Origin of the sequence: Enterocloster sp. 210928-DFI.2.20, assembly GCF_020554465.1 — a bacterium.
GTDB classification, from domain to species: Bacteria; Bacillota; Clostridia; order Lachnospirales; family Lachnospiraceae; genus Enterocloster; species Enterocloster bolteae.
The window spans coordinates 43,279-64,231 of record NZ_JAJCHK010000030.1 but is presented as its reverse complement, the minus strand read 5'-3'; the positions used below and the strand labels follow the sequence as shown (position 1 = coordinate 64,231).

The window sequence follows — 20,953 nt, the reverse complement described above, 5'->3', positions numbered from 1 at the left end:
TTACAAAAATAAACTTTTTTTACTGGTTTTACCGCCTGATACTTCCCGCTGTTTCTCAAAAAAACCTTGCAAATTAAGGCACTTTGCTATTTTACTTATCATAAATATACGGTTTTTTATGCAAGTTGACAAACCAAAACAAATGACTTATACTCGCTTCGTGGAACTTTTAACATACTCCATGTGAAAATTCCTCACATTCCTGGTCCGGCAAGGCCGGTCAGCATCTGGAAAGGAGATTTATCCAACATGAATGCACGAAATCAAGAAGTAAGCCATTCCCTGTACGTCTTTGACAGCAAACCGCCTGTTAGCAAGGCCCTTCCCATCTCATTGCAGCACATCATGGCCATGTTTTTGGGTACAGTAACAGTACCCATAGTCATAGCCGGTGCAGCCGGTGCCGATGCTGCCACCAGGACCATCATGATTCAGTACTCTCTGATGATGTCTGCCCTGGCCACTATGATACAGGTATGTCCCCTGGGCCCCGTGGGTTCCAGACTCCCCGTCATATTCTGCGCGGGCTTTACCTGTGTTCCTGTATTTACTCCGATTGCAGCCCAATACGGCCTTCCCGGCGTGTTCGGCGCCCAGCTCCTGTGCGCTGTTATCACCATTGCGCTGGGCTTTTGCGTAGGCAGACTGCATAAATTCTTTCCCACTGTGGTCACCGGCACCATCATCCTGTCCATCGGCCTTTCCCTGTATCCCATTGCTTTAAAATACATGGCCGGCAATGCCAGTTCCCCCACCTATGGCCAGCTGAACAACTGGATTGTGGCCTTTGTAACCCTGGCCGCCGTCCTCTTCTTCAACCTGATGTGCAAGGGCGTGGTCAAGATGGCCTCCATCCTGCTGGGCGCCGTGGTGGGATACGTGCTGGCGCTGTGCATGGGCATGGTCCATTTTGACGGTGTGGTAAGCGCCAGCTGGCTGGCAGTGCCAAAACCCTTTTTCTACGGTATGCCGTCCTTTGACCTGTCCATGGTTCTGCCGATCCTCTTGATTACCATTGTCAATATCATGCAGTCCGTGGGAGATATCACAGGCACCACGGTAGGAGGTTTTGACCGGGAACCCCGCAGCGAGGAACTGACAGGAGGCGTGGCTGCATCCGGAATCGCCACCCTGGTAGGCACCATTTTCGGCGTGCCTGTGGTTTCTTCCTTCAGCCAGAACGTGGGCATTGTGTCCATGAACAAGGTAGTGAGCCGCCGTGTCATCACCATTGCCTGCGCAATTATGCTCGCCCTTGGCATCGTACCTAAATTCAGCGCGCTGGTATCCACCCTTCCGGCCCCGGTCATTGGCGGCGGAACCCTCATTGTATTTGGTATGATCACGCTGACCGGACTCAAATTAGTGTCCAGCGAGCCCTTAACCGCCCGCAACAGTACAATTGTAGGCGTATCCATTGCCCTGGCCATGGGACTGTCCACCCTGGAAGGCACTGCGGCCCTGGAGAATTTTCCTCCCCTGGCCCAGGCCCTTCTCTCTAAACCAGTGGTTGTGGCAGGCGTCATGTCCTTCCTTCTCAACCTGTTAGCCCCAGGAAAAACCGTTGACGAAGAAGCCCGGGAACGCGCTGCCCTGGACGCCGAATAACCGGACGCAGCCCTATCTACTTAACACACACATCCATTCCCGTCCACCTGCTGTCCGAGGGCTCATGGATTCCCATTTGGTCCAGAATCCGTGTCACAAAGAAATCCACCATCTCCTCAATTGACCTTGGACGGGAGTAAAATCCAGGGGACGCAGGCATTATGACAGCCCCGTAACCTGACAGCTTTGTCATGTTTTCCAGATGAATCTGGTTGTAAGGCGCTTCCCTGGGTACGATGACCAGGGGGCGCCGTTCCTTCAGGCACACATCCGCCGCCCGCTCCAAAAGGTTATGGGATGAGCCATGGCAAATGGCGGACAGTGTACCCATGGAACAGGGGACCACTATCATGGCATCCATTCCGGAGGATCCGCTGGCTATGGGCGCGCCTATGGCATGGACATCGTAATGGTGAATCAGCTCCTTTGACCCAAAGATTTCCTGCAGATATTGTTCCACCTCCCCGGAAGGGGTATCCTGCCCAATCTGCCAGCCAAGCTCAGACTCCACCACCAGCTTTCCCGCCTGGGTCATGCAGATACACACATGATGGCCTTTCTGAATCAGCCTTTCTATGACCCGCTTTGCGTAAATTGACCCGCTTGCCCCGGTGATTCCTACTATGTATTTTCCCATTTGCCATGCTCCTTATCTTACTATTTCCTTACTGGTAATCCTTTAAGTCCACCTTGGGATAGCGGACCCGCTCCAGGCATCTGCTCTCCTCGTTTAGTGTGGCGTCAATCCCCATCTTCGTCTGTACGCCCCGCTCGTCGGAACAGGGATCCAGCTCATGTCCCTGGGCATTGTGGATATAGAAAATATCCCTTTCAGGAATCACACGGTTGGATACCGCCCACATCACGTCTGCGGGATCATAGATATCCACGTCCTCATCCACCACAATCACATTCTTAATGTTTACATACGCTGTCATGGCTGCCAGAGCCACATTTTTCGGCTCTCCCGGATTCTTTTTCTTCATCTGGACAATGGCCAGGAAGCCGCTTCCATAGGGTGGAATATGTACATTGGTAACTCCCTTGCTCACATACTGGGTATGGGTCTTAAGGAGAGGCTCCCTGGGCAGCACATTTCCCAGATTGATATGCTCAAAGGAGGCGCCGTTTATGGTCTGGTAAATGGCTCCGTTCCTGTGGGTGATAGCCTTCACCTGCACCATAGGGCTGTTCCACGGCTCGCTGTAGTGGCCCGTGAACTCTCCCAGAGGACCTTCCTTCTCCCTGTAATCCGGAAGGATTTCACCTTCAATCACAAATTCGGCCGTGGCTGGTACATAGATGTCGGAAGTGATGCATTTCACCACCTCAATCGGACTTTTTCTGATAGCGCCCGCAATCTCTGTCTCATCCCCGTCATAGCGCAGTCCGGCTCCCACATAGATAACCGGATCCGCACCGATGACAACCGCGATGGGAAGGGCTCTCCCCTGGCTTTCCGCCTGGTCGTAGAAATCCTTCAGGTGGCGCCACTCATTGATCATGATGCTGAACTTATCCTTCCCCTTCACATGCATCCTCTGGAAGGACAGGTTCTGGCGGGTTCCGTCTATCTCCTTGCTGACAATCACCCCGCCTGTGATGATGGGGCCGCCGTCCTTTGGGGCGTGGATGGGAACCGGTATGCGTTCTAAATCAATCTCATCCCCCATCCGTATATTTTCATGACAAGGGGCGTCCGCCACTACCTGTGGCTTCACGGGATGTTCCAGGCAATCTGCCAGGAAATCCGTCATTTCATCCTTCCTGCAGCCCAGAGCCAGGGCAATGCCGTCCATGGATGCCAGCACATTTCCGCACACAGAGAATTCCTTATCCTTGATATTGTGAAATAAACCGGTTCTCTGGCCCTCTGCCTCCAGGGTGGCCAGCAGGGAGCCAATCTCATACTTCCAATCCACTGCCCGTTCTGTCTCAAAAAGCAGTTTGTTATCCTTTAAAACTGCCAGAAAATCTCTTAAATCCTTAATCCCGCTCATTCACTGCTGCCTCTCTTTCTTCCAACGCCTTCTTGCCATATTCCCGGATGAGTGCCATATCAGCCAGCTTGTTTGCCAGCTTCAAAAGTCCTCCCATGCCGATTTCGTCTGCGTCAACGCCTTCCTGTCCCTGGTCCTTGGACCAGATATAACCTCCGGCGTAGCCGTATACCTCGTTACAGACAATATTGATTCCTCTCGCCATCATCATATTGTGCATGGCAGTAATGGTGGCCTCTTCTCCGCCGTTTCTGGTTCCGCCCACAGCAAAGGCACTGCCGATTTTATCCCTCATGAGTTCCGGATACACATGGAACAGAGGCCGCATCCTGCTGAAAAAAGCCGACAGCTGGGGAGTGGGTCCATAGGCATAAACCGGGGAACCGAACAGGTACGCATCCGCTTCCATAAACTCCTTCAAAAGAGGTTCAAAGTCATCCTTCAGACAGCACCATGTCTTATTTTTCTTGCAGTATCCGCACCCGTTGCAGGGCGCAATCTTTTTCCCCCTCAGCGTTATCATACTCGTCTCTATGCCGTCCCTTGACTCTATGCTTTTTAAGGCTTCTCCCAGAGCATATTCCGTGGACTTATTTCTCGGGCTTCCGCTGATACCTAAAATTTTTGCCATATTACTCTCCTCATTTCATCTGTATTCTGTGATTGTCTCTGCAGATATTGTCTCTGTTGATATTGTCTCTGTTGATATTGTCCCTGCCGATATTGTCCCTGCCTCTACTGATTCTCCTGTATGCACCTTACCAGATCCTCTGCCATGAGCTGGGCGGTATTCAGTATCTCCTGTTCATCTGCCAGAAGGAACCTGCCTTCCTCCATAACCGTCTTGCCGTTAATAACCACTGTGTCTACCGCCTTATGGTCCCCTGAATAAATCAGCGTTGCCACAATGTCATGGACCGGACAGGACTTTACGCTCTTAGCCGGGTCAAACAGGAAGAAGTCAGCCTTTTTCCCCACTTCAATGGAACCAACCAGCTGGTCCAAGCCCAGCGCCCTGGCCCCTTCTATGGTGGCCATCCTGAGCATTCCCCCCGCCGTCATGGCCAAAGGGTCTTTGTGGAAGGTCTTTTGCAGCAGGGCGCCAAACTTCATGGCCTCTAACATGTCGTTGTCATTGTTGGAGCCTGCCCCGTCCGTGCCGATTGCCACTGTAATTCCGGCCTTCAGCATTTCTCCCACAGGGGCCACGCCCGATGCAAGATACATATTGGCTATGGGATTGTAGGAAACAGACACATGGTTTCTGGCATAGGTACTGATTTCTTCCTCTCCGATGGCAACCGAATGTACAGCCAGCAGGTCAGCTCCCAGAAGCCCTGATTCCTCATAATGACGAATAGCGCTTTTTCCGTTCCTCTCCCGGCTGATTTTGTCATCCGTTCCCGTCTCAAACATATGCATCATGATGGGTGTGGCATTCCGGTCCGCATATTTCCTGGTGGCCTTAAGGAGTTCCAGACTGGCCCCCCAGCCGGCTGCCGGAGCCAGCCACACGCGGTACATGCCGTCCCCCTCAAATTCTTCCTTCAGGGCAGTCACATCGGCAAAGACGTCCTCGGCCTTCTCCACCAGCTCCTTCTTTCCGATATCGCGGTAGCCCCGGCCGTACACCATTCTGACGCCCATGTCTTTGGCGATATCCAGCTCCAGTTTTCCCAGCCCCTTTACAGGCTGCAGCTGCATATAATCCGCCACCGTTGTCACGCCGCACCGGATGGCCTCTGCCAGTCCCAGCTTCACGCCCGCAGCCACATGCCTCTCCCGGAGCACGGCGCCTGCCGGGGCCATGGACTTGGGAAACCAGTCCTCCAGACTCAGGTCGCTTCCCATTCCCTTCATGATATCCTGATACAGGTGGGTGTGGGTGTTGATAAGTCCCGGGAACAGATACCTTCCCTTTCCGTCCTTAAGCTCGATTTTAAGTTCCCCCGCCTTCTTCTCTATGTAAGCTCTGTCCCCCACATGTGTAATCACTCCGTCCTCATAGAGGATACCTCCATCCTCGTATATGCGGTCCAGCCCATCCACGGTTACGATGTGCAGGTTGTTATATCCTTCTCTCACTGCAGTGCCACCTCCCTTACCAGTTTATTGGTATAACCTCTGAAAAATCTGGAGAAATTGCCGATTGTAAACGCCGCAATCAATGTGCCTTCCCTGACGCCGTAAATGGTGTTCAGGAAAATGAGAGATACGATGACTGCCAGCACCACCAGCGAAACATCCACTGCGGTCTTTACATTGCCATATTCCTTCTGGTACTTTACGGAAATAATCTTAATCAGGGCCTCTCCCGGCATCAGGATGACATCAGCCGAAACCATAAATGCGATGCTAAGTCCAAAGAACATGCATCCGATGATGAGTACTGCCAGTTTCAGTATATAGGTCTCGGGATGGAGTCCCCTTACAAGGAACATATTGAAATCCACCGCAACGCTCAGGAAAAAGGTAGGAATCAGCTGAATAAACTTTGACGCTGAGAAGCTCTTAAAATCCACAATAAATTCCCCGATAAAGAACAATACATTTAACAAAAACGTGTACATACCCAATGTCAACAGAGGACATATCTGGGTCATAACATTGGTAAGGCTGCTCATTGGAGATGTTCCTGTTCCTGATTTGATTATCAGGGAGATCCCCGTTCCCATGAAGAATATTCCAATAAGAAGCATGATATAACGCCGGGTCATCTGTGAATCCTTTGCATAATTAGTACCATTAGACATAATTGAGTAACCTCCGCTTTCTTTTCATTTGGTTTGCGTCCGACCCACTGCTCTTTCCGGAATTTCCGCGCGGTACACATATTATGTGTAATCCCGGAGTCTGGCCCTTGGCCACGCTTGGCAGTCTGGTCGTAAGTTGTCCATTTCCCGGCGGATTTCTAGAATAGTGCGACCGGCGGAAATATGGTGTGAGTGTACACTCCTGTCTTTTGGAAAAATAATAGTAATCCGCGCATGCACCCCGTCCGCTTTCCCCTCCCAATTTTATTTTAGGACAAAAAAAACAACACGAATCCGCCGACCTTTGAAAAAGAAAGGTCCACAAACTCATGTTGTACAAAATCAAGCCGAAGCTCTGCACGCAACTATTTACTCCCCGATTATATCAATCCAGGAGCAAAAGTCAATATTCTAGCAAAAGAATATCGTTGTTTTACAATAAAACAGCGATTTTTTAAGCATATTGCACAAGTGTTTTTCATAAAACCGATACAAAATCCTCCCGCATGGGGTTAAAGATATCCAGAAGGATTCCAGCCTTCCTGCATACGCATCCATGCTCCACGCCGTCCAGCTTTAGCATGGTATCTCCTGCCCTCACTGTTTTTTTCTCACCGTCTATATTAAACTCAAATTCTCCGCTGACCACATACGTAATCTGGGTATGGGGATGATGATGAAGGCTGCCCACAGCTCCCTCCTCAAAGGTATTCTCCACACACATCAAATCCTTACTGTAAGCCAGAACCCTCCTGACAACCCCGGGACCCGCCTGAACCGGCTCCGCATTCTCATGAAACACCCATCTTTCATCCAGCATGTCACTGTCTCCTTCCATCATTTACCGCAGCCGTCAACCGAATATCCTCCATTATACCAGGCCGGCGGTGCTGTATAGTCCCTGTTATTATACTACTCTGCGCGCCCCGTTACAACACCTCAAATTCACAATTGAGCACGGTCTGATATAGTTCCTCCTCCGACCGGCTCTCCTCCAGATCGTGAATCAGGGCCGTTGTCTTCACCATACGCATCAGCGTGACCACAGCCGGTATGTGCTCTTTTCCATCCCTGCTGGCCAGACAGAATATAACCCGCGCCTTTTTCTCCCCGAATACCACAGGCTCCCTGGTAACCAGAAGACTCAGGCTTGTCTTACTAATTCCCTCCGCCCCCTTACCGTGCAAAAGGGCAAAGGAATCATCCGAAACAGCATAAAATCCCTGTTTCTCTATAAAGCCAAGCATATTGGACACATAGGATTCCTCCACAAATCCCCGTTTTACCAGAAGGCCCGCGCTCATACGGACCGCGTCTTTCCAGTCAGACACCAGGTCCGCCCTCATGATGCAGTCAAATTTCAGGAAACTGCTGAAGCTCTTCGGGCTGTGAAATACCTGGACGGTCTGATATCCCAGTTCCTTTTTCACCACGTCCATAACCCTGGCCCTGGTGTTCTCGTCCAGGAATCCCAGTTTCTCCTCAATGGAGTAATAGCTGGATAAAAGGGATTTCCTGGGTATGCCCAGCCGGTCCATGGCAGCTCTGTCCTCGCTCTGCAGTATCGGATTCACCGTGAGGCAGGGCTTTGGCAGGCTGTTGTTAATGCGGATGGTGGACAGCACATAATCAATGGCCGCCCAGTCCGGGTAGGATGAGAGCTTATAAATAGGGAGCGTGTCCACAATATGTATCTGGTACTCGCTCAGCAGTGATTCTTTCAGCATGGTGGTGGTTCCATACCCATGGCCGCACACCAGCAGCACCTTCTTATAGGGTGCTCCCTTCATCCTCCGGATGCTGGCCATGAAGCAGATGGTCAGATATACCAGCTCATCCTCATTTTCCAGCTTTTCAAGGGTGTCCGTCTCCTTGCAGCACTGCTTTACAATACTTAGAAACTGCTGCTCCTCAGGCCGCATAAGGGAACTGACATTGTCGTGGATATCCACATGGTTATTGATTCTCTGAATCAGGGGAATCATGTGGTTCAGCAGTCCCTCCACCAGGTTTGTGTCCTTGTCAAAGGGCATGTTCATCCGCTTTGACATAGCGGAAATCAGGGAAAATGTCACCTCCTGGGTATGCACCGGGTCCACCTCCGCTGTACCGCCCGCCATTTTATTGGTAAAGTCAAACATCTTCGCCATCATTGCCATATGTTCTTCTGACACAGGCTTTCCGATGATGGCCCCCAGCTTTTCTCCGAAACGCTGATACACCTCCCGGTCATAGTCAGGCACCACCGTGATATCCAGAGGATAGTCCTTGTCATGGAGAATGAACCACACCAGAACCACCACATTCGACATATACCACAGGTAAGAGCTGCTGGTCAGGGTGCACTTAAGCTCCTCCAGCAGTCCGTCCACCGCCATCACCACGTTGGCAATGGAGATGCCCTCAAAGGCCTTATGGATGATGTGGATACAGTAAAATTCATAGGAATTGTACTCCGTAAAGGGGTTTATGAGGTATTCGATGTATTTCCTGAATTCCTGGTTCATCAGGGTGGTGCGCTTAAGCTTCGGGCCGGACAGATAAAAATGGCCGGAATACCCGATTCCCATTCCGTCCTTCTTAAGCCGTTCATCCAGTGCAGCCATATCGTTCTTTACCGTGGAGCGCGAAACCCTGAACTGCCCGCTGAGCTGGTTAATCTTTAAGTCCTCATTCCTCATAAGCAGGATCAGCAGCAGAATGGACATCCGCTCTTTGCCGGTATAGACCACCTCGTTTCCGTCTTCCAGGCCCTTAAGGTCCAGGGACTGGGGATATCGCAGCAGCCCCTTGGAGTGTTTTTCTATCTCCGGCAGGCGCTCCAGAGACAATATGTCGTTGATCCGGTCCACATCGTAGCGGATGCTCCGCTCCGATATCCCCAGAGCCTTGGCCATCTCCTTGTAGGTGGCCTCCCCGTGCTCCTTCAGATACCGGATAATGTTCAGCATTCTCCCATTAAACATCTCGTTCTTCTCCTGTCTGCATATGCAGACAAGAGGAGCGCTCCCCACTCCTCTTATCTGTTATCATATGGTATTTTTATATGCTCCCCTGAATTCCATTTTACCGGAACGAGCCGGAAATCCAACCGGAAATTTTACTGGAAAGAATCGTGAATCTTCTTCATCACCGCGTCAGACTTCTTAATCAGGTCTGACACGCCCATTTTCAGGACTTTCTTTCCCTTGAAGCGGTCCAGTCCCTCCAGGGCCACGTCATTGACCAAAACCACGCACACCGCCTCGTCAATGTCCTTCTGCTTTAACTGGTTCTCCACTCCTGCGCCGCCCTGAGTCTCAATCAGCACTTCCATTCCCAGCTTCTCGCCGGACAGCTTTAACGCCTCAGCTGCCATATATGTATGAGCTACTCCCGATGGACACGATGTAATACCAACTACCTTCATTGTAAAATCCTCCTTATCCTTTTCTAATCTCTATTTATTACCACTAGTCACTTATTATAATTCGTCAAATGTTATCTCGTCCAGGTCATCCAGGTCCGTGTCATTTCCCGCGGATTCTTCCACATAGTTCTTCTTAAGTAAGTTTACCATAAGTGCGGTCACAAATCCACCTGCCAGCACTGCAATAAAGTACCAGATACGGCCTTCCACCACCGGAAGCACAATGAGTCCGCCCCATGGAGCATGGTTTAAGACGCCTGCCAGGAATGGGATGATATTGCCTACCACGGCTCCCACAATCAGGGACGGGATTACCCTTAAGGGGTCGTTGGCCGCAAACGGAATGGCTCCTTCTGTGATTCCCACACATCCCATTAGAATAGCTGCCTTTCCTGCTTCCTTTTCCTCCACATTGTACTTCTTGGGTGCCAGCAGGGTAGCGATGCCCATGCCGATGGGCGGTGTACAGATAGCCACGCCCACGCCGCCCATAAGGTAGGGAAGCGTATCCACCTGTGTCTGTGCAAAGAGGGTGGCAACCTTGTTGACAGGACCGCCCATATCAAAGGCAGTCATGGCTCCGAGTATGGAGGCCAGCGGCACCTTGCCCACATCCCCCAGGCTGGACAGCCAGTTGGTAAGTCCGTTCATAATAGCGGCAATGGGTCCGCCGATTCCCCACACAATGATACCGCCTGTTACCAGGGTGCCCACCAGAGGATAGATGAAAATGGAGCCTAATGTTTTCAGTGAAATCGGAAGCTTGATTCTCTTCAGTTCCTTTACCACAACGCCTGCAATTAAGCCGGCCGCCATGCCGCCAAGGAATCCGGCGCCCATCTCCTTTGCCAGATACGCCCCAATCATACCGGGTGCCAGACCTGGTTTGTCGGCAATGGAGTAAGCGATATAACCGCCCAGTACCGGGACAAACAGTGTCAGTCCGCCCAGGCCAATCTGCGCCAGACCTGCCAGCCAGCCGGTCTCAGGTGTGGCTGCGCCGGCCGGATTCAGCATGACTGCCAGAGAAAAAAGGATACCGCCGGCCACAATAAACGGAATCATGTGGGATGTACCTGTCAATATATGTTTCTTTAAAATCTTCAGCTGCTCTTTCATTTTCTTACCCCTCCAGAACTTCTTCTAATATGGTGTATACCTGTTCCCTGGTGCTGCTTCTCAAAGACTCCCTGAACTCCTCATGCATAAGCCTTCTGGAAAGATTGGCCAGTATCTTTAAGTGGGTGTCCCCTGCCTCGCTTAAGGGCACTGCGATGAGAATGATTAAATCTGCTGTCTCACCTGACTCCTCATTCCAAACCACCGGTTCCTTGGTACGTCCGAAACATACACTGGCCTCCAGCACATGGTCTGTTTTGCCATGGGGAAGTCCCATGTCAAATCCCACAAAGGTTGGGGTAATCGCTTCCCTTGCCAGTACATCCTGATAAAATTCCTCTGTGTCCGTGATTTTTCCCGCCCTGTACAGCTCCCCTGACAGGGTTCTTATGATATCCTTTTTACTGCCTTCCATATCGAATACGATACAGTTCTCATTAATTAACTTACTCATCCCTTGCCTCCTTCCGGTTCTTCCGGAATTTGTCTTTTATTCTCTTACCTGTTTGCCGCTGCTGTTTGTTTCTTCTTAAGCGCTTAAGAAAATGTGTCAGGCACTGTTTTGTTTCTGTCTGTTCTGTGCCATCCCTTACATGCATTATCATAATCCCGGACCAGGTTTTTGAACAGATAGAAGATTTGCAAAAATTTTTTACACAAATCAACACCGGTACAGAAATACATATGGGCGCGAACACAAACAAAATCACGAACACAAATCGAACCGCACACGAAAACAGGGCCATGAAAACGGACGCGGTTCCGCTGCATGACCCTGTAACTCATGATTATCAATTCCCACAGACCTGGAAATGTACCTTACCGCCAGGCTGATTATACCTCCTCAAATCCAACAGAATGGAGGAATCCGGCAAATGCTCTCCGTCCCCTCTCATCGCATTTATAGACGCCTGCATCCTCCAGAACCCGTGCAAACACCTTTCCCACTTCCTCCTGCAGAATAGACCACACATTATCCCTGGTCACCAGGATGCCCTTTTCCTGATATCCGGGCATGAATTCCTCCACCCAGTCAGCGTGTTTCAGAAGGACCTCATCCTTTCGTATATCCTTTCCATCCACCATGTACTCTCCCAGCATTGCCAGTTCCGTCTTAAGCCTGGAAGGCAGCACGGCCAGTCCCATGACCTCAATCAGGCCAATGTTCTCTTTCTTTATGTGGTGCAGCTCCTGATGGGGATGGTATACGCCCAGCGGGAACTCCTCAGTGGTAATATTATTGCGCAGCACCAAATCCAGTTCAAAGGTATCCCCAACCTTTCTGGCAATGGGCGTAATGGTGTTGTGAGGCTCTCCGTCTGTCTCGGCAAAGATAAATGCGTCCTCATCCGTATATCCTCTCCATGCTTTCAGAACAACATCCCCCAGCTCAATCAGCCTGTCCGGGTCTGCTGCCCGAAGCCTCAGCACGGACATGGGCCAGAATACGATTCCCGCTTCCACGTCCTCATACCCTTTTATGGAAAAATGCTTCTCTATGGGCGCTTTTGCCATGGCAAAGGTATAATGACCCCCCTGGAAATGGTCATGGCTCAGGATGGATCCTCCCACAATGGGAAGGTCCGCATTGGAACCCAGGAAATAATGGGGGAACTGCTTGATAAAGTCAAACAGCTTTCTGAATGCCGCCTTATCAATTTTCATAGGCACGTGCTGTCCGTTAAATACAATGCAGTGCTCATTATAGTACACATATGGGGAATACTGGAATCCCCACTGACTGTCATTGATGGTAATGGGAATGATTCTGTGGTTATTCCGGGCCGGATGGTTGGTCCGCCCTGCATACCCCACGTTCTCCATGCACAGCTGGCATTTGGGATAGCCGCTCTGCCTGACCAGCTTGGCCGCTGCAATGGCCTTTGGATCCTTTTCCGGTTTGGACAGGTTTACCGTAATGTCCAACGTACCGTAGCGGGTATCCGTGGTCCACTTCATATCTCTTGCAATGCGGTAACGGCGGATATAATCGGAATCCTGGCTGAAACCATAATACCAGTCCGTTGCTTTCTCAGGAGACTCCTCATAGCGTTTCCAGAATTCCTTCACCACCTCACCCGGCCTTGGCATCAGGCAGTTCATCAGCTTCGTGTCAAGAAGGTCCCGGTAGACCACGCTGTCCTCCTTAAGCACGCCCGTGCCGGCAGCGCAGTCCAGAAGCTCCTTTAAAATGGCCTCCAAATCCCCGCTCTCCACCGGACCCTGGGGTTCTTCATACTCATCCATTCCCATCACATCCAGGATTTGGTTCCTGGCATAAACCGCGTCCGCCTCAGATATGAGCCCCTTATCCAGGCCGTACTGTACCAATCCCTCAACCGCTTCATAAACCATAGAAATATCCTCCCTGTACACGCTTCCATCTAAGCACAGCCACATACCGCTGTTTTCTTCCATTATATCCCTCACGCCCCGCAACCACAATGCACTTTTTTACTTTTATATCCGGATTTTCTTAAATAGTGCGAAACAAACGGTTTACCCGCCCCACCAGAATTCCTCCCAGAAGGCCAATCAGGGCTCCTGCCGCGCAGCCTGCTGTCAGCAGCACCGGCAGATAGGAAAACACACCGAATGTATTCACCACAAAAGCCGCCATCAGAAACTGTCCGATATTATGGGCCACTCCTCCCAGTATGCTGACTCCCACCATCCCGAACAGCCTGAACCGTTTGCACAGAGCCATGACGGTAAGGCTCAGGGCAGTTCCTGCGAGGCCAAACAGGATGGCCGAAGGCGGCCCGAACAGGATGCCTGATAAGAGTACACGCACCACGCTGATAAGAGCAGTCTCCTTTGTTCCCATGCAGTAAAGCCCCACCATGGTTACCAGATTGGCCAGCCCCAGCTTCACCCCGGGCGCTCCCAGATATACCGGCACCAATGACTCCACGTATCCAAGCACCAGCGCCAGCGCTGTCAGAATTCCAAAAAGGGCCGCATTTTGGGCTGAAGTTCTGCGTGACTGTTTTGTACCCCGGCCTTTCCTCACCGCTGCAGCTGATTTTTTATATGATTCTGTAACCGTCTTTTTCTGATTCGGCATGTGATCCTCCAGTCTTCATCGCGGCATTTCATCCTTTTCCTGTGCTCTGTCCTCAGCACGCATATAGTATACCATGCATAACCCAAATCTTCCATAGCGCCTTAGAGTATGTACGGCGGCCATATGACCTGCTTCCGTGTGTAACCGTGGACAGGAATGAATTACCACCTGTGCCTGTGTGAAAACGTATTGTATGCAATGGCTTATTGTGATAAAATAAACAATATATCCCACCCCAGCGCCGTCCGCGTATATTCCGCTCCGGCGCATACTACTATATTTTTAAAGGAGTGTTTTCCATGAAGAGAAGTACCATCAGCTCCAACGCCAGAAGTTTGATTGGCATTGCAGTCATGGCAGTGTTGTCCTTAGCGGTAATTGCCGTATCAGACCCTTTGTATAAGGCCCTAAGAGGACCCGTGACCACGGCCAGCCCCGAGGCGCCCCTGGCCGACGGGATCTATACCCATGAAGCTTTGGAACCAGACGCAAACGGCTTTCGGGACAGAACCACCCTGACCGTATCCGACGGTATCATCGTATCCTGTGTCTGGGATTCCTTTAACAGTGACGGAGAAAGCAAACAGAAGCTTTCCATGGAAGGCCAATATATCATGACAGAGGACGGGCCTCTGTGGAAAGCCCAGTCCGACAGCGTATGCCGGTACCTGATAGAACACCAGCGCCTGGCCGGGCTGGCCGGTGACGACGGATACACCACCGATGCCGTGGCCTCAGTCAGCATCAACGTATATCCATTTATGAACGGAGTGGAGGAATGCCTGCGTCAGGCTGAAATCAAATGAACATATTACAGAAACGGGACGTGATTCTGGCTGCTGCCATACTACTGCTGGCAGCGGCTGCCTTTGGCATCAGCCACTATATCCGCCGCACACCGGCTGCCATTGCCCAGGTGTCTGTGGACGGAACCGTAGTGGAAACACTGGATCTCAGCAAGGATACGGAGATAACGGTTACATCCTCTAACGGCGGCACCAACCACCTGATAGTAAAGGACGGTGAAATCTGGTGCAGCGAGGCCAGCTGCCCTGATAAGGTATGTGTCCACCAGGGGAAAAAACATTTAAACAGCGACACTATTGTGTGCCTTCCCAATCAGATGATTGTAACCATAACAGGCGGGGAATAAATCCCCCGCCTGTTCTATTTATTTCTTCCTTCTATGCCCTAAACTATGTCCTAAAACTTCTTAGCCCTGCCCACTCCGGCCAGGGCTGTCCTGATATCCTCAAAGCTCATTCCGCCCACGGAATCAATGGTGGCAACCACGGCGCCCTCCACCAGAGGACAATCCACCATCTCCACCTTCTTTCCCTCGAACATCTCAATGACCATCTCCGTGGTCATGACAGCGCTTCCCAAATCCACCAGGACAAGGACCCCGTCATCGGAATAGACAGACTCAATGGCTGCCTGTATCTTCTCAAAGCTGGTTCCAAAACCGCCGCCGTCCATACCTCCGGCCGGCGCGATCCTGGCGTTGGGCGCCATGATGGAAGTCAGCTCCACCACACTTTTTGCCAGATTCTCACTGTGGGACACAATCACAAATCCTACCATATGTACTACTGCTCCTTTCAGCCGGACACCGATGCTCTATGCCGGATTTTGTATCCGGTAGCGTTTTCCGGTATCTGTCTCTATACCAGTCTCTATACCAGTCTCTATACCAGCCCCGCAATGACTTCCAGCATATAGGAATAAGAGGTGGCTCCCGGATCCTGATGCCCCAGTCCCCTCTCTCCCACATAACTGGCCCGGCCTTTGGTAGCTACCAGATCTTTGGTGTGCTCTGCGCCGGCCCAGGCTGCCCTGACTCCGGCCTCCAGCGCTTCCCGTACGCTCTTTCCCTCTGCCGCCGCGTCCTTCATGGTTTTCAGGGAAGGGACCATGGCATCCAGCATGGTGGCTTCCTCCACAGTGGCCTTTCCTCTCTGCTCCACTGCCTGTACAGCCGTATCCATCATAGACAGGAAATCATCCATATCCATCTCTTCCTTTCCTGCCAGGGCCATGCCTGCCTTCATATAGGCCGAACCATACAGGGGGCCGGAAGCGCCTCCCACAGTGGATACCAATGTCATGCCCACTGTTTTCAGAATGGTCCCTATATCCTTTCCCTCCAGGTCAGGAAGCTTTCCCTCCACCGCTGCAAATCCCCGCGCCATATTAATGCCATGGTCGCTGTCTCCAATCGGCTGGTCCAGCTCTGTGAGATACTCCTTCTCGGCCTCCATCTTCAGACCGATTGCCCTGATGATTTCCAATACTTTTTTACTGTCTGCCATGATGACCCACCTTTCATTTCAATTTATTTTTATGACCTCAGAAATGCCTGTTACTTCCAGGCCGGCGTATCCGCCGGGGCATCCAAAAGCTCCTTCAGCTGGTCATCCAGCCTCAGCAGCGAGATGGAGAAACCCTGCATCTCAATGGAAGTCATGTACTCTCCCACAAAGGTCTTATAAACCCTGATTCCCTTTTCAGCCAGAACATCCGAGACCCTGTTATTGATGATAAAGAGCTCCATGAGAGGTGTTGAGCCTGCTCCGTTGATCATCACAGCCACCTCGCGGCCCTCATAGTCAATGTCTCCCAGAATCTGTGCCAGAAGCATATCCGCCACCTGGTCCGCTGTCTTCATGGACTCCCTGTGGGTTCCCGGCTCTCCATGGATCCCGATTCCCACTTCCATCTCATCATCTGACAGCTCGAATCCCGGCTTTCCTGCCGCGGGAACCGTACACGGCGCAATGGCTGCACCCATGGTCCGCACGTTGTCGATTACCTTCTGCGCCACCGCATGGACCTCGTCCAGGGAAGCCCCTGTCTCCGCCATGGCGCCTGCGATTTTATGTACAAACACGGTTCCGGCCACACCTCTGCGTCCCACTGTATACAGACTGTCCTTTACCGCCACATCGTCATTAGTCACCACATACTTCACGGTGATGCCTTCCATCTCAGCCATCTCAGCGGCCATCTCAAAATTCATCACGTCGCCGGTGTAGTTCTTGACCACCATAAGCACGCCTGCATCCGTGGCAATGGCCTTGATTCCCTCATAAATCTGGTCCGGGGTAGGCGATGTAAACACTGCGCCGGCCACAGCCGCGTCCAGCATGCCGCATCCCACGTATCCGCCGTGAGCCGGTTCGTGCCCGCTTCCTCCTCCGCTGATCAGGGCCACCTTTCCTTCTTTCTTATTGGCTCTGACCACCACATTGCCGCAGTCCAGTTTTCTCAGATAACCCGGATAGGCCTTAACCATACCCTGTATCATCTGATCCTCTACCAGCGCCACATCGTTGATAAATTTCTTCATATCGCGTAAACCCCCTTTTATTTAATAGGCTGCACCAAATGCGGGCAGCGGTTTCCCCACTGGTTCCTAAACCACGTAAAGCAGGGGCCGCCATTTGGAGCGCCGGACGGATTCATACCCGTCTGCGCGCCCCTCCTGTAAGCCTCTGCTTTCCGTTCTTCCTGTTACTCGCCCAGACAGTTCATGTCGTTGAGGCCGCAGGTTTTGTCCTCTTCCTCCTCGACACAGTTCATGTCGTTAAGTCCGCAGGTCTTATCCTCTTCCCCTTCCAGACAGTTCATGTCATTGAGTCCGCAGGTCTTATCCTCTTCCTCGGTAATTCCGTTCATGTTATTGATGTCCAGTTTCTTCTCCATTTAGAGCCCTCCTTCTTCTTCGGACAGCGCCCCATTCTGCCGGTACGCCATCCATCAAACTACAGTAAGCCGGCGGCCGCCATATGGCAGCTGCCGACCGACCGGCGCGCCCCTGCTGATTCAAACGGAACCATATTCCTGTCCCGCCTCCGGCAGGAGCACACAACTATAGCACTTCCTTGGTGGCCACTATATCAACTCCCGTACCGGCCACGTCTGCCACGACCACATCTCCGATGCGGATGGGAGCCTTGACGGTTACGCCCTTTAAGGCCTTTACACACTGGAATATCTTATCCTTGGGTATATCTTCCCTGGTCTTGACAGATACCATGTCAGCCCGTCCGCCTTCCACCCTTACAGTGGAGGTGACGATTCGGGTCGGATTCGTTACTTCCTTGCGCGCATATGTCTCGCCCTTCTTGCATGTGTACCCTGTGATGGTCTTGATTTCCCCGTTTTCCAGTTCAACGGTCAGAGGACACCCCATAGGACAACCGATACAGATAAGTTCTCTCTTTTCCATGGTCTATGCCTCCTCTACCTTTATTGTAATCTTCTTAAGACCGGGATGCAACATCAATTTTTCCTTCTGGAGCTTTATCTCCTCCATCTCTCCGGGCGCCATAACCGGACGTTTCCTGTGCATAACCTGCTCATCATCAAAGTATACGCCGATATAGCAGTTTTTATAAACATTCCCCACACGGAAACGCACGATTTGGGTTTCCTCCATGCGGTCCGGATGGATGGTGCAGGGCACCGTATAGCGCACCCCGTCCACTGCGCTTAACTCTATCTCCTGTCCTGTTCCGGAGCACCTGCCGTCCTTCACATATCTGGCCGCGTTCTTACCTGCCGCCGCTGCCTCCTCTGACACAAAATCCACCAAATCATGGACGTGGAGCACGTTGCCGCAGGCAAATACGCCTTCGATATTGGTTTCCAGGCTTTCGTTCACCACCGGCCCTGATGTGACGCGGTTCATTTTCACGCCCATTCCGTTAGACAATTCATTCTCAGGTATCAGTCCCACGGAAAGAAGCAGGGTGTCACAGGTATAATCCTCCTCAGTTCCCGGTATCGGCTTACCCTTCTCATCCACGGCTGCCAGGGTGATTCCCTCCAGCCGCTCCTTTCCCCGTATGTCAACCACGGTATGGCTCAGCTTCAGCGGAATGCCGTAATCGTCCAGACACTGTACGATATTACGTTTCAGTCCTCCGGAATAAGGCATCAGCTCCGCCACCACCTTCACCCTGGCGCCCTCCAGGGTCATACGCCTGGCCATAATAAGGCCGATGTCTCCGGATCCCAGGATAACCACTTCCCGTCCGGGCATAAAGCCCTCCATATTCACCAGACGCTGGGCCGTGCCTGCGCAGTAAATGCCAGCGGGCCGGTAGCCCGGTATGTTCAGCGCCCCCCTGGAGCGCTCCCTGCATCCCATGGCCAGTATAACCGCCCTGGCCTGTATCTCAAACAGCCCCTCTTCCCTGTTCATGGCCGTGACCACCTTGTCATGGCTGATATCCATGACCATGGTGTTTAGCTTATATTCAATCTTCCTCTCATACACCTGTTCCTCAAACCTGGCAGCGTACTCCGGGCCTGTCAGCTCCTCCTTGAATGTATGGAGGCCGAATCCATTGTGGATGCACTGGTTTAATATGCCTCCCAGTTCCTTATCGCGTTCCAGGATCAGGATACTCTCTATCCCGTTATCCCTGGCCGCTACAGCTGCAGCGAGACCCGCAGGACCGCCGCCGATTATGACAATATCATATTCCCTCATCTTGCGCGCGCCCCTTTCTATATTCTGTCCTTGTTGGTTCCCACTACAAGCTTTGAATCCCCGCCGGCCTTTGTAATCTCCGTCATGGGAAGTCCCAGCTCGCGGTGAAGCAGTTCCATGGATCTGGGCGTGCAGAACCCTGCCTGGCAGCGGCCCATTCCCGCCCTGGTCCTGCGCTTGATGCCGTCCAGGGAACGCGCCCCCAGGGGCCTGTGGATGGCGTCCAGGATTTCTCCCTCTGTGACCATCTCGCAGCGGCAGATGATATTTCCGTAAGCAGGATTCTGTCTGATCAGCTCTGCCTGCTCCTCTTTTGTAAGTGTATCCGGGTCCAGAATTCCCTTGCGGCTGCCGTCAAACTGCGGATTTGGCTCCAGTCCCAGCTTTTCCTTAAGGATTCCGGCCACCATCCTTCCAATGGCAGGACAGCTGGTAAGGCCGGGCGACTCGATTCCCGCGCAGTCTACAAATCCGGGCGCGTCCTCCAGCTCCTTTATAATAAACTCATGGTGATCCTCATGGGCCCTGAGTCCGGCAAAGGATGTGATAACCTGGCGCATGGGAAGGTCTTTTACGTTCATCCCTGCTTTTGCAATCAGTTCATCCAGACCTTCCCTGGTGGTGGCTGTGGCCTCTTTGTCCTCAATGTCAATGGCTGTGGGCCCCACAATCAGGTTGCCATGTACTGTAGGCGATACCAGGACGCCCTTTCCATACTTTCCCGGAAGGGCGAATATGGTATGGCTCACATGATTTCCTGCGCTCTTATCTAACAGACAGTAATCTCCCCTTCTGGGGGTTATGTGTATCTTTGTTCCGCTGACCATGTTGTGGAACTTATCGGCATGGACTCCTGCCGCGTTGACCACACAGCGGGTCTCATACACACCCTGGTTTGTTTCCAGAGCCCATCCGCCCTCTATCCTGCGGATATCTGTCACCTCAGTATTAAATTTAAAGTCCACGCCGTTGGTATAGGCATTTTCCGCCAGCGCAATGTTCAGATTAAAGGGACATACGATGCCTGCCGTAGGTGCATAGAGAACGCCTGCCGCCTCATCTGCCAGATTGGGCTCCATTTCCTTGATTCTCGCCTTATCCGTGATGATTTCCAAATCCTTTACACCGTTCTTAACTCCCCGCTCATACAGAGCTCTCAGATCCGGCAGAGACTCCTCGTCCAGACATACCACAAAGGATCCGCAGGGATTAAAGGGAAAATCCAGCTCCTTTGCCAGTTCAGGCATGATCTGGTTTCCTTCCACATTCAGCCTGGCCATCAGCGAGCCTTCGGCCGCGTCATATCCGGCATGGACAATGGCACTGTTGGCCTTGGACGTGCCGCAGCACACATCCTCCTCCCGTTCCAGGACACAGGCATTCACCTTATACCGCGACAGCTCCCTGGCAGATGCAGCGCCGGACACGCCGGCCCCGATTATTATTACGTCATACATATGTTTTGTTCCCTTCCTTCTTTTTTTATGAAAATGCCGG

The 20,953-nt window shown here is 51.9% G+C and carries 22 protein-coding genes; 3 read left to right on the top strand and 19 right to left on the bottom strand.

Translation table 11 applies throughout. The features are described 5' to 3' along the window. Positions 1 to 249 precede the first annotated feature (249 nt). Positions 250 to 1,608: a uracil-xanthine permease family protein gene (locus LI015_RS21655; RefSeq protein WP_002571187.1), complete on the top strand. Its 1,359-nt coding sequence runs from the start codon at positions 250 to 252 to the stop codon at positions 1,606 to 1,608. 16 nt (positions 1,609 to 1,624) lie between these two features. Here LI015_RS21655 and LI015_RS21650 read toward each other — a convergent pair whose 3' ends face one another. From LI015_RS21650 to LI015_RS21595, 12 genes are all read right to left on the bottom strand, one after another. After that, positions 1,625 to 2,245 (bottom strand): UbiX family flavin prenyltransferase, encoded by a 621-nt coding sequence (locus tag LI015_RS21650; RefSeq protein ID WP_227126360.1) that lies wholly within the window; start codon positions 2,243 to 2,245, stop codon positions 1,625 to 1,627. Between the two features lie 28 nt (positions 2,246 to 2,273). Beyond that, positions 2,274 to 3,608, bottom strand: coding sequence for a UbiD family decarboxylase (locus LI015_RS21645; protein WP_002569394.1), 1,335 nt, complete (start codon positions 3,606 to 3,608; stop codon positions 2,274 to 2,276). After that, complete coding sequence (locus tag LI015_RS21640) at positions 3,595 to 4,239, bottom strand: flavodoxin family protein (protein WP_002569395.1); 645 nt, start codon at positions 4,237 to 4,239, stop codon at positions 3,595 to 3,597. The genes LI015_RS21645 and LI015_RS21640 overlap by 14 nt, the downstream gene beginning before the upstream one ends. 104 nt (positions 4,240 to 4,343) lie before the next feature. Further along, positions 4,344 to 5,693, bottom strand: a complete 1,350-nt coding sequence (locus LI015_RS21635; protein WP_002571190.1) for an amidohydrolase family protein — start codon at positions 5,691 to 5,693, stop codon at positions 4,344 to 4,346. Continuing rightward, a complete protein-coding gene (locus LI015_RS21630; RefSeq protein ID WP_002569397.1) occupies positions 5,690 to 6,361 on the bottom strand; it encodes a YczE/YyaS/YitT family protein in 672 nt (223 codons plus the stop codon). Before LI015_RS21630 ends, LI015_RS21635 begins: the two co-directional genes overlap by 4 nt. Before the next feature lie 478 nt (positions 6,362 to 6,839). Further along, positions 6,840 to 7,181: a cupin domain-containing protein gene (locus LI015_RS21625; protein ID WP_002569398.1), complete on the bottom strand. Its 342-nt coding sequence runs from the start codon at positions 7,179 to 7,181 to the stop codon at positions 6,840 to 6,842. Between the two features lie 109 nt (positions 7,182 to 7,290). Beyond that, the gene (locus tag LI015_RS21620; RefSeq protein ID WP_002569399.1) at positions 7,291 to 9,327 is read right to left on the bottom strand and encodes a PTS sugar transporter subunit IIA; all 2,037 of its coding nucleotides are present in this window, start codon (positions 9,325 to 9,327) and stop codon (positions 7,291 to 7,293) included. Positions 9,328 to 9,461: 134 nt separating this feature from the next. After that, positions 9,462 to 9,770, bottom strand: a complete 309-nt coding sequence (locus LI015_RS21615; protein WP_002569400.1) for a PTS fructose-like transporter subunit IIB — start codon at positions 9,768 to 9,770, stop codon at positions 9,462 to 9,464. A gap of 54 nt (positions 9,771 to 9,824) precedes the next feature. Next, positions 9,825 to 10,889 carry a PTS fructose transporter subunit EIIC gene (locus LI015_RS21610; protein WP_002569401.1) on the bottom strand — a complete coding sequence of 355 codons (1,065 nt, stop codon included), beginning with the start codon at positions 10,887 to 10,889 and terminating at the stop codon, positions 9,825 to 9,827. Between the two features lie 4 nt (positions 10,890 to 10,893). Further along, positions 10,894 to 11,343: a PTS sugar transporter subunit IIA gene (locus LI015_RS21605; RefSeq protein ID WP_002571194.1), complete on the bottom strand. Its 450-nt coding sequence runs from the start codon at positions 11,341 to 11,343 to the stop codon at positions 10,894 to 10,896. Positions 11,344 to 11,723: 380 nt separating this feature from the next. After that, a complete protein-coding gene (gene galT, locus LI015_RS21600) occupies positions 11,724 to 13,307 on the bottom strand; it encodes a UDP-glucose--hexose-1-phosphate uridylyltransferase (RefSeq protein ID WP_227126359.1) in 1,584 nt (527 codons plus the stop codon). Between the two features lie 58 nt (positions 13,308 to 13,365). Continuing rightward, entirely contained in the window at positions 13,366 to 13,956 is a 591-nt protein-coding gene (locus tag LI015_RS21595) for a Gx transporter family protein (RefSeq protein WP_002569404.1), read from the bottom strand. A gap of 299 nt (positions 13,957 to 14,255) precedes the next feature. Here LI015_RS21595 and LI015_RS21590 point away from each other — a divergent pair, with 299 nt between their 5' ends. Then, the gene (locus LI015_RS21590; protein ID WP_002571196.1) at positions 14,256 to 14,762 is read left to right on the top strand and encodes a hypothetical protein; all 507 of its coding nucleotides are present in this window, start codon (positions 14,256 to 14,258) and stop codon (positions 14,760 to 14,762) included. Further along, complete coding sequence (locus tag LI015_RS21585; RefSeq protein ID WP_002569406.1) at positions 14,759 to 15,109, top strand: NusG domain II-containing protein; 351 nt, start codon at positions 14,759 to 14,761, stop codon at positions 15,107 to 15,109. Before LI015_RS21590 ends, LI015_RS21585 begins: the two co-directional genes overlap by 4 nt. 50 nt (positions 15,110 to 15,159) lie before the next feature. Here the strand turns inward: LI015_RS21585 and dhaM are convergent, their stop codons facing one another. The 7 genes from dhaM to LI015_RS21550 all read right to left on the bottom strand — a co-directional run bounded on the left by dhaM (position 15,160) and on the right by LI015_RS21550 (position 20,913). Next, positions 15,160 to 15,540, bottom strand: coding sequence for a dihydroxyacetone kinase phosphoryl donor subunit DhaM (gene dhaM, locus LI015_RS21580; RefSeq protein ID WP_002569407.1), 381 nt, complete (start codon positions 15,538 to 15,540; stop codon positions 15,160 to 15,162). Positions 15,541 to 15,644: 104 nt separating this feature from the next. Further along, entirely contained in the window at positions 15,645 to 16,268 is a 624-nt protein-coding gene (gene dhaL / locus LI015_RS21575) for a dihydroxyacetone kinase subunit DhaL (protein WP_002569408.1), read from the bottom strand. A 50-nt stretch (positions 16,269 to 16,318) separates the two neighbouring features. Beyond that, positions 16,319 to 17,305 carry a dihydroxyacetone kinase subunit DhaK gene (gene dhaK / locus LI015_RS21570; RefSeq protein WP_002569409.1) on the bottom strand — a complete coding sequence of 329 codons (987 nt, stop codon included), beginning with the start codon at positions 17,303 to 17,305 and terminating at the stop codon, positions 16,319 to 16,321. Between the two features lie 164 nt (positions 17,306 to 17,469). Beyond that, entirely contained in the window at positions 17,470 to 17,661 is a 192-nt protein-coding gene (locus tag LI015_RS21565; protein WP_002569410.1) for a hypothetical protein, read from the bottom strand. 166 nt (positions 17,662 to 17,827) lie between these two features. Continuing rightward, positions 17,828 to 18,187 carry a DUF1667 domain-containing protein gene (locus LI015_RS21560; RefSeq protein WP_002569411.1) on the bottom strand — a complete coding sequence of 120 codons (360 nt, stop codon included), beginning with the start codon at positions 18,185 to 18,187 and terminating at the stop codon, positions 17,828 to 17,830. 3 nt (positions 18,188 to 18,190) lie between these two features. Then, positions 18,191 to 19,456 (bottom strand): NAD(P)/FAD-dependent oxidoreductase, encoded by a 1,266-nt coding sequence (locus LI015_RS21555; RefSeq protein ID WP_002569412.1) that lies wholly within the window; start codon positions 19,454 to 19,456, stop codon positions 18,191 to 18,193. 17 nt (positions 19,457 to 19,473) lie between these two features. Then, complete coding sequence (locus tag LI015_RS21550) at positions 19,474 to 20,913, bottom strand: NAD(P)/FAD-dependent oxidoreductase (RefSeq protein WP_002569413.1); 1,440 nt, start codon at positions 20,911 to 20,913, stop codon at positions 19,474 to 19,476. Between the last annotated feature and the right edge of the window lie 40 nt (positions 20,914 to 20,953).